General features: G+C 53.8%; 7 protein-coding genes. 4 read left to right on the plus strand and 3 right to left on the minus strand.

What is annotated here, in order from left to right:
• The first annotated feature begins 429 nt into the window (after positions 1-429).
• From O3S85_RS05740 to O3S85_RS05755, 4 genes are read left to right on the plus strand one after another with little or no spacing between them, the layout of a single operon-like run.
• Complete coding sequence (locus tag O3S85_RS05740) at positions 430-2808, plus strand: glycoside hydrolase family 94 protein (protein ID WP_269538854.1); 2379 nt, start codon at positions 430-432, stop codon at positions 2806-2808.
• 14 nt (positions 2809-2822) lie between these two features.
• The gene (locus tag O3S85_RS05745; RefSeq protein ID WP_269538855.1) at positions 2823-4001 is read left to right on the plus strand and encodes a glycoside hydrolase family 130 protein; all 1179 of its coding nucleotides are present in this window, start codon (positions 2823-2825) and stop codon (positions 3999-4001) included.
• A 10-nt stretch (positions 4002-4011) separates the two neighbouring features.
• Positions 4012-4668, plus strand: a complete 657-nt coding sequence (locus tag O3S85_RS05750) for an SGNH/GDSL hydrolase family protein (protein WP_269538856.1) — start codon at positions 4012-4014, stop codon at positions 4666-4668.
• A gap of 17 nt (positions 4669-4685) precedes the next feature.
• Positions 4686-5723 (plus strand): polysaccharide deacetylase family protein, encoded by a 1038-nt coding sequence (locus O3S85_RS05755; RefSeq protein WP_269538857.1) that lies wholly within the window; start codon positions 4686-4688, stop codon positions 5721-5723.
• 110 nt (positions 5724-5833) lie between these two features.
• Here the strand turns inward: O3S85_RS05755 and O3S85_RS05760 are convergent, their stop codons facing one another.
• The 3 genes from O3S85_RS05760 to O3S85_RS05770 all read right to left on the minus strand — a co-directional run bounded on the left by O3S85_RS05760 (position 5834) and on the right by O3S85_RS05770 (position 12892).
• The gene (locus tag O3S85_RS05760) at positions 5834-6559 is read right to left on the minus strand and encodes a PEP-CTERM sorting domain-containing protein (protein ID WP_269538858.1); all 726 of its coding nucleotides are present in this window, start codon (positions 6557-6559) and stop codon (positions 5834-5836) included.
• 249 nt (positions 6560-6808) lie between these two features.
• Positions 6809-9877 (minus strand): CBM96 family carbohydrate-binding protein, encoded by a 3069-nt coding sequence (locus O3S85_RS05765; protein ID WP_269538859.1) that lies wholly within the window; start codon positions 9875-9877, stop codon positions 6809-6811.
• A 357-nt stretch (positions 9878-10234) separates the two neighbouring features.
• Positions 10235-12892 carry a WD40/YVTN/BNR-like repeat-containing protein gene (locus tag O3S85_RS05770; protein WP_269538860.1) on the minus strand — a complete coding sequence of 886 codons (2658 nt, stop codon included), beginning with the start codon at positions 12890-12892 and terminating at the stop codon, positions 10235-10237.
• Between the last annotated feature and the right edge of the window lie 240 nt (positions 12893-13132).

Raw genomic sequence — 13132 nt, forward strand, 5'->3', positions numbered from 1 at the left:
TCTTTCGATAGGGGTTAGGAATCAAGCGAGAGTTCGCATGTAGATAACTAATAGGAGTAATCATGCCTAAGACTATTTACAGACCTTTGAATCTTTATCAGTTAGGTAAGCCATCATTGAAGATTCCTAAAAAGTTCTAAGATCATGTACGGGAACTTTCAGCCAGCAAAGACGCCGCTACCATGAGCCCTAACTGGTAAAGCATGCCCAATCTTGTGAACGGATTCTCCTGCATCAGAATTGTGCAAAGTTCGGGCAAGGTCAGTCTTCTCATTCGCTGACCGGTATTGCCCTCCACGCCCCCGCCGAGTGCAAGATGTGGGACAGCGTTTGCCCCTAACCAAGGCTACAAAACCAAGGCCATTCATCGAAAACAAACACTACAACCAACGACAGGAATCTTCCCCAAGCGTTTACGCCCAATAAAACATGAGCAGCTCATACGGATACTTTGACGACTCGAATCGCGAGTACGTCATCACTCGCCCCAACACGCCACGCCCTTGGAGCAACTACATCGGCAACGCCAACTTTGGTGGTGTCATTACCAACAATGCCGCAGGCTACACCTTTTATCGGTCTGCTGCTCAGGGGAAGTTGACTCGCTACAAATTTAACGCCCATGCAGGCGAGCTTAACGGTCGCTATGTTTACCTGCGCGACCAAGCCAATGGCGATTTCTGGAGCATTTCCTGGATGCCCGTTAAAAAACCACTGGCCCAATTTGAAAGCACCTGTCGCCATGGCACCGGCTATACGTGTATTGAGTCGACATACGGCTCGATAGCCAGCGAAGTCACATACTTTACGCCAGCCGGGGCGCTCTACGAAGTGTGGCGAATCACCGTTACCAACACCGGTAAACAAGCCCGTCACCTCAAAGTATTTCCGTGTGTGGAGCCCCAGTGTAACTGGAGCGCCGAAGACGACACGAAAAACCTGCAATACAATCAATACATCAGCGTAACGACCGGGACGCAAAACCTGATCGATATCGGCAGTAACATCAACATGCCGGAAGACCCCGGGCATTTTGAAAACAAGGATCAGGCGCGACACACATTTTTCGGTTTGGCCGGAGCCAAGGCCAACGCGTTCGACGCCGACCTGACGACCTTCCTCGGTACCTATGGGACTTACGCTGCCCCCGAGGCCGTGGTTCAGGGCCGTTGCTCCAACTCCACTGCTTCCGGCGACATGCCAGCCGCAGCCTTTGAAATCGAACTACAGTTGGCCCCCGGTGAAAGCAAAACTTTCGCCTGTGTCTTCGGCGTTGGTAAAGCCGAAGTCGAGGGCCGGGTAGCATTGCAATCGATGGCGAGCACTGAGCAGATCGATGCGGCGCTGAATACCATTAAAACCGAGACGCATCAGAAACTGCAATCCTTCGAAGTGCAAACACCCGATGCTGGCTTCAACAGCATGCTCAACACGTGGGCACCCTACAACTGCCTGATGACATTCTATTGGTCGCGCACGGCCAGCCTGGTTTACGCAGGTGAGCGCGACGGCCTTGGCTTCCGCGACACCATGCAGGACATGCTCGGCGCGATGGCGATAGAGCTGGACGAAGCACAGCGACGCATCGAACTCCTCCTGACCGGGCAGTTGGCCAACGGCGGTGCCCTGCCGGTTGTCAAACCCTTTGCCCATACCCCTGGCGCAATGCAGGAGCCCGATCATTACCGCGCCGACGACTGCCTTTGGTTCTTCAATGCCATCCCGGAATTCGTCAGGGAATCGGGCAATATCGACTTTTATAAAAAAGTCCTTCCCTACGCCGACAAAGGCAACGACACGGTGCTGGCGCACATGCGCCGCGCGATGGAATTCAACTTCGAGCGTTGCGGTGCCCACGGCCTTCCCTGCGGCTTACACGCCGACTGGAATGATTGCCTACGGCTCGGAGAATCGGGTGAGTCCATCTTCGTCGCTTTCCAGCTTCGCTTTGCGCTGCGCGAATACATCGACATTTGCGAACGCCTAAGCGAGCCGGAAGAGAAGGAATGGGCCACCGAAAAGCTTAAGGCATACGATACCGCCTTGGCCGAGCATGCCTGGGACGGGCAATGGTATTTGCGCGCCTATCGACATGACGGGCTCAAGTTCGGCTCTCAGGAAAATGAGGAAGGCAGCATCTTCATGAACCCGCAAGCGTGGGCCATCATCAGTGGACACGCGGACGATGAACGCGCAGCTCAATCCATGCAGGCGCTAAGGGATAAGCTGTCGACGGAGTATGGAGTCATGCTTTGCAGTCCACCCTACGTGAAAACCGATCCCAAGGTCGCCTTGTCCGTGCTGTTCAATCCTGGCATGAAGGAAAACGCTGGCATCTTTAACCACACGCAGGGCTGGGCGGTCATCGCGGAAGCCATGCTCGGGCACGGCGACCAAGCATGGCAGTATTTTCAAGCTTCGATGCCCGCCAGCTATAATGACAGAGCTGACCTGCGTGAAGTCGAACCATACGTCGTCTGCCAAAGCACACACAGCCAATACAGCCCACGCTTCGGTGCTGGCCGTGTTTCCTGGCTGTCGGGCAGCGCGACCTGGAACTACCACGCCGCGACGCAATACATCCTCGGCATCCGCCCCGACTACGATGGGCTGCGAATCGCTCCCTGCCTGCCAAGCCATTGGCCGGAAGTCAGCATTAGCCGCACGTTCCGCGGCAAACGTTTCGACATCACGATACGCAACGGAAGTGGTCAGCCGAAAATCGTATGCAATGGGCAATCGCTTCCATCCAATCTCATCTCCATGGAGCTTGCTGAAGCCAGCAACCAAATCCTCGTCACTCTTTAAGCCAAAATTACCGCATGAATAACACCTATCAAACGCGTCGCGACCAAATCACCCAGAGCTATCAAGCGCTCATCCAAACGCCCAACGAGGTGAATACCCATTGGACAAACGGCTGGTATGAACGCTGGAAGAACCCTGTGCTGACGGCGGCGCACGTGCCCCCGCATTGGCGCTACGATTACAATCCGGAAACCAATCCGCACTTCCTGGAACGCCTGGGTATCAATGCCATTTGTAACCCTGGTGCCATCGAAATGGATGGCAAATTTTTGTTGGTTGGCCGCGTCGAAGGCTTTGACCGCAAATCGTTTTTCGCGGTGGCGGAAAGCCCGAACGGAGTCGACCAATTTCAGTTTTGGGATGAGCCGATTGTCATGCCCGAAACCGACGTGCCAGACACCAACGTTTATGACATGCGCCTGGTTCGCCATGAAGATGGCTGGATCTACGGCCTCTTCTGCACGGAGCGCAAAGACCCGAACGCGAAGCCCGGCGACCTCTCGTCCGCCATTGCCCAGTGTGGCATCGCTAAGACCAAAGATCTCAAGACATGGACTCGTCTGCCGGACTTGAAGACCAATTCCGCTCAGCAACGTAACGTCGTGCTGCACCCCGAGTTTATTGATGGGCAATACGCCTTCTACACACGGCCGCAGGATGGCTTTATCGATGCTGGCAACGGCGGTGGCATCGGCTGGGGACTGTGCGCAGATATTAACCATGCGCAAATTGGCGACGAGATCATTATCAACGAGCGCGCTTATCACACGATCAAGGAATCAAAGAACGGCCAAGGCCCAGCCCCAATCAAGACCGAGCACGGCTGGTTGCACATTGCTCACGGGGTCCGCGGCTGCGCGGCCGGCCTTCGCTATGTCATTTACGGGTTTATAACGGCCTTGGATGAGCCATGGCGCATGACGCATAATCCGGGCGGATACCTGATCGCCCCAGAGGGAGAGGAACGCATTGGCGATGTGTCCAATGTCGTCTTTACCAATGGTGCCATTGCCCGCGACAATGGCGACGTGTATCTCTACTACGCCAGCTCTGACACGCGTTGCCACGTGGCCACCACGACTATAGAGCGTCTAACGGATGTCTTGATGAACACACCTGCTGACCCACTGCGCAGCGCAGCTTGCGTAGATCAACGACTGAAATTGATTCGCGCGAACCAGCAATTTCTCTAAACTATCCAGCATGATTACCCTGCGCCCGGAACAAACCATCGTCTTCGATGGCGACAGCCTCACGGCATTGCGATCCAGCCCCACAATGGATCAATGGCCTTGGCTAAAAATCAGCAACAATCATCGCTCATGGGCCGATGTTTTCTCCGAGCTGATTTTCGCCTGGCGTCCGGATCTGGGGCTGAACTTTCGCACTGCCGCAGTCGGCGGCTCAACCTGCATCGACTTGGAGCAGCGCTTTGATGCGACCATCGCGAAGATACGCCCCGATTGGGTGTTCATGACACTGGGCAGCAACGATGCCGCACAATCAATTCCCCTCGAACGTTTCGAGTCCACCCTTCGCAACTATGCGGAACGACTGAGCGACTGGGGCGGACAGCTGGTCTTCCTCCATAATTTTAAAAGCTGCGCGGGTGCCAGCGAGGAAGCGATTCGCAAAGAGTCGCTTCGCGTCCCCTACTACGAAGCTGAAGCCCAACTGGCTGAGGAAAGGCCAAACGTGCATCTCATCGATGTCGGTGAAGCATTAAGAACGAAAGCGGAGGCCTTACATGCGCAATACAACGGGCATAGTGTTTACAGCGACGGCCTCCATTTTAGTCATCTCGGCGCTATCATAATCGCCGGCGAAGTGCTCAAGGCCTGCGGCATCGTTACCCAATAAATCACATCAAGCATTTTATGATAAAATCCATTCACCAAACGATCCGCCTGATCTTCGCAATTTGCATTCTTGTGAACTTCACCAGGACGGCGTCGGCCAGCGCTGATGATTCCACCGGAGCCACGCGCGTAGCCAGTTGGAAAGATGACCGCACCGCTGCGTTCATGCTCATGTTTGACGATGGGTGGCCAGGGCAATTACAGGTAGCCATTCCGGAGCTACAGAAACGCGAGTTGACGGCCACCTTTTACATGGTCCCCGATAAGGGCGAATACAAGACACTTGCCCCCAAGTGGGCCGAAGCGATTAAGGGTGGATACATCATCTATGGTAACCACACCATGACGCATCAGGGCGTCCGCGACTACGAACACGCGCAGACTGAAATCCTTGAATGCACACGCATCATCCGGGAAGAGCTTCAACCAATTCCAGGCAAGCCCAATCGCCTAATCTCTTTTGCTCAGCCCGGCGTACCAAAGGGTAAGTGGACCCTCCCGAAGGAAGATTTAATCCGGGTTTTGGAAGAAGACAACATGATCAAGCGACCAACCTTCCGCGGACATGGTGCCATTTCTCACTTGCAAGAACTCGAGCAAATGACCGCCTTAGCCGAGGAAGCGATCGCCTCCCAAGGGACAGAGTATCTCATCTTGCACGGCGTCGAACGCATCGGCTCCAAGTGGCAGGATTTTTGGGCGCTCAAGCAGGACATCTTCCTCCCTCTGCTGGACTACCTGGCAGAGAAACAGGCAGCCAATGAGCTCTGGATCACCGACCACATTTCCTGGCATCAATACGAAACCGAGCGCAACGCAGCATCCGTCAAACTCCTGCAAGCCAACGACTCCAAAATTGAGCTCGAGCTCACGGCCTCCGTGAATCCTGAGCTATATGACCTGCCGCTCACCCTGATCACCAATGTGCCCGCAGAATGGAGCGAGTGTCAGATTAAGCAAGGTGATCGCACCGCCCTTGTCAGCGTCACCGATGGCAAGATCATCTATGACGCACTCCCTAACGGTGCCACGATTCAGATATCGGCGAAGAAATAAATTTCCACTGCGCTTACTGACGTGTAGCGCTTCAGTAAAAAGCGCATGAATATACACAAAAAAAAAAGCCGTCGCGTAATTGCGACGGCTTCTTTTTTAAAAGTGCACGATCAGTTGGACCGGCGACGCAATATTGCCAGGCCTAGAACAGAGAACCCAACCATCATGGCGTAAGTGCTAGGCTCGGGGATGGCGACGAGTTCGATCGCGTTAACAAAGGCTGCGTCCGTCGACAAAGTTCCGGTAACAGGAATGCTTACTACAATTTTCCCGGTTCCGTCCGTATTTAATCCTGAGAATGAATAAACATTCGTATTGTCTTCCGGCTCGATAGTGACCGAGTCTTGGCCCGCAATGTTCCAAGTAAAACTGGCTCTGTCGGTTCCAGCCGGCGTCCGGCTGATGAACGAAAGCGTATAGCTCAGACTGTCGTCCAAATTGGAGAAAGTAAACGTATTGGTAGAATTCTCGTTACTAAAGTATGCCAAATCCTGATAGGCCGTTTCCGGAATGGCCCCACTACCAATAAATCCCGGCGACGAAAAGCTTCCCGGATCGGTAACGGTGTTGATGCCGCCAATGCCGACTTTCGAGAGGGACTGGTTAGCGAGTGCTAACCCCACCCCGGTTGAGGCTCCGTCAGAAAACCGGATGGCATTCGTCACCGCATTGGCAGATTGCCCACCAGATGCAGCGGATAAGTTATTCCAATTGCCCCCCGTCGTGGAAGCAGAGAGTCCCAAGTCGAACACCAGCACATCGCCGCTTACGATGACGGCAGATGCCGGTACAGGCATGCTGAGAGAAGCAATAGCTAGGGGAAGTATTATTTTCATAAGTTTGTTGGGATATTGAGTGTGATTGTGGAACTAAATACTGAAAAATTTCGAATTTGAAGGCGAGCCCGCCTCCACTTTATCAGTTAGGTAAACTGCATCAGCTGCCTTTGGTGACAGGTATTCCTTCTGATGCACAGCCCTGGACGATCGCCCTAGCTGAGGCCCGGATACCCGGCAAACATGATGTTCTCACAGTCACCGATCCGTATTGCCGCAGCCAGGACGACACGTTGAGGCTAGTTCAGTCTACTGACTCTGGAAGACACCGCGGCCTTTCGTGCCAATGAAGACTTTGCCATAGTTTTGGCGGTCTCCGGCAAGGGCTTGAATATCTTTGATCGTTGGATTGGGAAGCGCCTCCCAAGTGGAGCCATAGTCATCCGAGCGATAGATACCAGGAACGCCGCTGATTCTTCCGTGGATAAAGACCGTGTAACCTGACCCGGTCTCAGCCTTACCAAAGCTAACCGCTGTTACCTTACCAACAGTAGTGATCGGTGACCAATTGTCGCCGGCATTAGTGGAGCGCCACAGGCCACCTCCGTTGTCATTGTAGGAGCCATCGTCACAGAGCCAGACATCGCCTCCGCTGGGACAAGTGGGCGATACCGGTGCCGCAACCAACTGAGGTGTACGCATATTGTAACTATTGCCATTCGAGACCGTCGCAACCTGTGTCCAATTAGCACCTTGGTTGGTGCTGCGATAGATTTTATGTGAAGTACCGCCGAAATTCGCGGCGTAGAAGTAGCCATTGGCGCGGTCCGATGCCAGAGGCTGCCCCAAAGGAGCCACGCTACTTCCGTTCGTATAGATGCCAGTGATTTCGGTGTAAGGGCCACCCGAAGCAGCCGACCAAGTCACGCCACGGTCCTTGCTATAATACATGGGCGTATTGGAGCCACCATTCTTAATGCCCATCCATACAATATTGTCAGGATTGGTCGCCGATACGGCAACACGTCCCCCGCCCTTCCAGAGCGCGCCCGGTGTCGAGTGCAGGTTCGTCGGGCGATTCGACCAGGTAATTTCGTTAGCGGGCGAATTGTCCGTACCACCATCGCCTTCGACCCAAGTCGTTGTCGGGGTCGCTTCGATAGTGGTATAGAAAGCCGTTGTGTCCGAGGCCTCGGCAAGTCGGTAAAGACGTAGAGTGGCCGATGTGATCGGCGCCTGTCCGCTGAGATCAAATTTCAGGTAGCTCCAGCGATGATAGTTCGCCTGACCGTAATAATTCTGAGCCTGTAATTCGACGTGATTCCCGTAGTTACTGCTCCCTCCGGCCGCACGAACGTAAGCATCGGCTGTCGGCGTTAATGTTGTGCTGCCGTTCAGCAAAAGCTCAGGTGGGTTCGTTCCTTCTTTCGAGGAGAAGTGCAAATAGGCATGGTTGGTTTGACCCGACTTGGCACGCAGCACCAAGGTGACCGAAGTGGCACCATCAGCCTGTCTTTTGCGGAGATACGGGCCAACATCGAATGTTTCCCAACCGGCAGTAGACGCATTGCTGACGTCCTTGGAATCCAGCACGCCAAATGTGCTCCAGTTCTCGCCGCCATCAATCGAAACACCACCTGATCCAGTGGATCCATTTGAGTTAACGGTTCCACGAACCCAGACATCTGGCGTCCCCTCAGAAAAATCCAAACCCGTAATATTGCTACCACCGGTTGTGTTACCACCGGCACCGTAAGGACGCGCGTTTGTATCCAGGTAACGCATGCCACCCACGTCCGCAAGGCCCGTGAGGAGTGCCGCGCCACTGGGTGCATTTTTCAGCGAGAGCGCCACCGTTTCTTCCTGGCGCTTTTGAAGCGTATGCCAGGTCGCTGCGGGGCTGCCGCCCAGATTTTGCGCATCCCGCGTCCGGCTAACGCCAAAGAAATCGCTGTGCCAGAGTTCATTGGAATCGGCGGGGTTTACCATCAATGAGGCCGTCGACCCAAACCAGTAGCCGGTTAAAGATTTCGTGCCGTCCGGCTCTTCCCGGCTCTGGCTAATCGAAGTCTGATTCGCCCACGTCGCACCACCATCCGTCGAACGCAGAACAATGCCCGAACCTTTGGTGACTTCTGCTACATAGACCGTGTTACCGGTCGCATCATTCGGATCGACCGCGACTGCATGATAGGCGACGGTCCGGCTGGGATAGCCGGCGGTCGTTGGCAGTGTGCTAAGTAGGCTCAACGTGCCATTGCGTGGCAGCTTGGCCACTCCGTCCGTACCACCCGACACATATAACGTGCCGTTATCCGCGATCTGCGCGCGGCGGGGCTCCGGCAAGGAGTCACCACCAACCTTCGACCAGGACGAGCCACCATCGGTGCTCTTATAGACGCCGCCGACGGACGGATCTGAAACGCCAGCATACAGAATTGTGCTACCGCCATTTGCGTCGCAAACCACGAAGGAGATGCCCGTATTGGTCGTACCGTAGGGCACTTCGCTGGAAGAAATTTGTGTGGCTGTCCAGGTGCCGCCACTCTTCTCAAATTTGCGCAGGCCCGAAGTGGAGGAGCCATACCAAAAAATATCGGAATCGTTCGGATCGACGGCCAAACGTTCGCCGTGAGCACGCTTACTTCCGTTACCTTGAATCACGAAGGTGTTACTATTGTCGACGAGCGACCAAGTTGCCCCGTAATCATCCGAAGTGTAGATGCCCCTTGCCGTAGGTGAAATTGAAGGATTGCCCACTGCTTTATAGAGCCGGCCTGGCGTACTCGGATCAACGGCAATACTCTCCACACACATCAATGCCGAAGCATCTACCGTATCATAGGGGACCATGGCGTCTGAAATAGAGACCCATGAACCATTGCCATCGACATCATCGGTCGGAGCCCAGCGAAAAGCACCGCCAACATCCGTGCGACAGTAAATCGCGTCGCCCGAAGGATCACTGATAACTCCGGTCACATAGCCGCCGCCGCCCAGTGGGACAGAGGTCCACAGCGGTACCGACTCCGTAGTATAATCCAGCGTAGGCAGATAACTACCACCACTATCAGCCATGCCAACTTGATAGAAGTTCCAGTAAATATAGGCATCGGGATTGATCCGGAAAAACACATAACCCTCGGTCGCATTGGCTTCGCGCATCGCGTTAAGTTGCAAATTCAGGTAGTCAACCAACGCAGCGCTGGAGTTGCTAACCTGCGTGTAAGATGGCGTACTTGGAAGGATGAAGTTGTCCTCGATGAGCACGCTATCGCTATCGAAAGGCCCACTGTAAAAATCCGATGGGTAAACGTCAGCGCCCGTCATGCTGTAGCCGATGCCATAGAGGTCTCCATTAATTGAGTGTGGAGACATGTAAGCAGTTCGCACGGTGTAAGTGGCCGAGGAAAACTGCTGCGTCGGGTCATTCAATATCGAATCAGGGATTTCAAACATATTGACCACTGCATACTGAACGCCGGAAATACCACCAATTCGCCCAGCGGTCGAAGTCGTACTTCCAACGGTTCCATCACTTCGGACTTCTGCGTCTTCGGTTAGGCCATCTAACGTGCCCGTTAAGGCTGATGCCGATGTAGAAAAAGTCACTGAGGATCCGATAGCAAGGAGCGCATAAGCGAGGGGGTTCCACCATTTTTTCCCAGCCGGTGGACGGCTGATTCTTATTTGTTTCATGTATACTTAGGGGTGTTACGGGGTTAGTTGATAAACTCACTGCTTGATCTTATAGAGTCCGACATAGCCGACCCAAAGTTCGCGAGTGAGTGGGTTGTAACGTAGAATTTGAGGACGGTTGTAGGGGATGTCTCCAGTCATATCCTGCCAGCTAGAGCCTCCATCAATGCTTTTGTAAATTGCGCCATCTGCAGCGTTGCTCCACACGTTGGCCGATATCCATATCGTATTGGGATCTTCCGGGTGAACCTCAATGCCGACGATAGAACGGTTGTTCTTAAAGTTCGTCAGCGTTTGCCAGGTTTTCCCCTGGTCCGTACTGCGATAAAGCTCTTTACCACCCGCATAGATGACGCCATCAGCCGTTGCCTTCAGATTGAACAAATACTGATCCTTGCGAAACACTCGCTGCCAGCTCTCACCGGCATCTTCACTACGATAAACACCGCCCTTTGAACCGAAGCCCGCCCAGAATATGCGCTGTGGATTCGTAGGATCGATAGCGAGCCCATAATACATGCGACGGCTGCCGGGTTGGTTCTTCAATTGGTCCCAAGTGTAGCCGCCATCAACGGATTTAAAGACTCCGCCACCGTTTTTGCCCGGAGTTGGGTCACCATCAATTCCCATGTAAACGATCTGCGGATTGGACGGGTCCACCGCCAAGGCGCGCGGATAACCGCGACCCCACATCGTGTTGGCGCTGATTTGATAATCCGGGAGGCCTGCTTTGGTCGCCTGATAGGTTTTGCCGCCGTCCTCGCTCACGACGACCAGCTGTGGGTATTCTCCACCCCATGGGCTAGCAGTCGAAATAATGCGATCCTGCCCCTCAATTTGATCCACTCTGACACGCCAATTGTGACCACTAAGATTGGCCTCATATTTCATCGGCCAGAGCTGCCTCCAACTATTCCCGTTGTCCGAGCTCATCAATGTCCCCTCATCCATGACCGATACGTAAACCCGGTCTCCCACGAACTGAATATCCGTGATGCAAGAGATGTCGGCGCCTTTAATGCGCTCCTCCCAAGTCACACCGCCATCCTCACTGAAAGAGCAGCGCCAATTGGCGCTCGTAAAGAGCTGCTCAGGATTGGCGGGATTGATTGTGACGTTCGTGACCGTGCTCATGCTCACGACCTTCCCCGACTCCGGCAGCGTCGGATTCCAAACGTAATCGGGCCTTGTTTTAGACGAGTTCGCCCATGTATTCCCACCATCTTCGGAACGATAAAATGCGCCATTCCAGCCGTCAGCACCAACGACATAGACATCCTGCGAATTGGTTGGGCTCACCGCGACTTCCAACAGGGATACTTTGTCTGAAATCCCCTCTTCCAAGCGGCTCCATGTCTTACCGTAATCAACCGACTTCCAGACGCCGTCGGAAAAGAATGTTCCATACACGACGTTTGCATGCTGCGGATCAAACGCGACACCAGAGGCTTTTTGTGGCGTCTCCAAGCGCACCCAGCTATTGCCCTGGTCACTGCTCAATACCAAGCCATTACTATCTGTCGCCGCAATCACGCGTGTAGGATCGACAGGAGAAACCGCCACCGAGTAAACCGAACCGACTACAGGATCGCCAATACGAAGATTGCCGTATTTAGACGGCTTTGAGTTATTGCTTAAAACCTTGGTCGGGATGATTACCGGCTTCGCAACCGAACCAGCTTGCCCGTCGATTGTTTGCGTGGCGGCAATGAAGAATGAACTGATGCTTGCCACATGCTGCTCCCGTGGCAGATCTCCAACGCAAGATAGATCAACGCGATCAATCTTAGACCAATCCGGCGTCGCTGGTGCCTCTGCCGCTTTGGCCGGGTGCTTTTTAGCGAACTCGGGATCGATTGAAAAGTCCTCCGCAGTCAGGATCACATCACGAGCGTCAGTATCGGCAAGAAGTCCATTGAGATTGCGACTGCGGTAGCTAAAGCCTGGCCCTTTCAAATAAACAAAGAAGCCTTTTGACGGAGTCGATCCATCGCCTTTGAAGTTCATGCCGAAGCCCACGGCATCAGCAGGATTCACGTTCTCAGGGAACGAGAGCTTCGTCCACATACCGCCGAAGTAATTGTCGTTGGCCTTGCCAAACTGCAAGCGGAGGCGGCCTTCCTCCGCGCCCTTGACGGCGACTTGATAAACCTCTTTCCAGAATTGTCCGCCATCTTTACTGCGAAAGACCTTCCCATTCGGAGTCCCGGCAAATATGATGTTTCCATCCGATGGCACAACAGCTACAGAGCGGATGCTCTTCTTTTTCTTACCAATAATGGCCAGCTCCTTCGGGCCCGCCTGGGGCAGCAGCTGCCAGCTCTCGCCTGCATCGGTGCTCTTGCATAGGCCACCAACAGTGGCTGCATATACCGTGTCAGGATTGCTTGGATCGACAGCCAATGAAAACACCGCGTAATCAACCAAGCCTTTATTGATTATGCGCCAATTCCGGCCGTGATCCTCGGTTTTATAGACACCACCCACATCGCCGGCCAGATAGATAACGCCATCACGAGTTGGATGGAAAGCAGCTGCATAGTAATAACCGCCTCCCCCCCAACCGGCGTGTTCCCATTCGGCATCGGAGGTCGATGTCGCCGCCAATGAAGAGAAGGCTAAAATGAGCCCTGCTAAAAACAGTCCAACCACATGGAAGCGAAAATGACGGAACGAGAAATAAGGGTACATCATACTTTTCGGTGAAAAGGCAAAAATAGCATCACCATAGCGAATTCAGAGAATTCGATAATCAGATGAAGGGCCGCATGTAACTGCTGGGGAATCGAGAAGCCGTCATCATTAATGCCTACCATCAAAGCATCAAATAAGTTGCTTCTTTAACAGTTAGGGCCACATCCACATCCGCCGATTCCGCACATAGCTGCGCTCTACAAGTGATACACAAGACACAGCAAGAGTGCTGGAACCATG

The organism is Cerasicoccus sp. TK19100 (assembly GCF_027257155.1).
Lineage (GTDB): Bacteria > Verrucomicrobiota > Verrucomicrobiia > Opitutales > Cerasicoccaceae > Cerasicoccus > Cerasicoccus fimbriatus.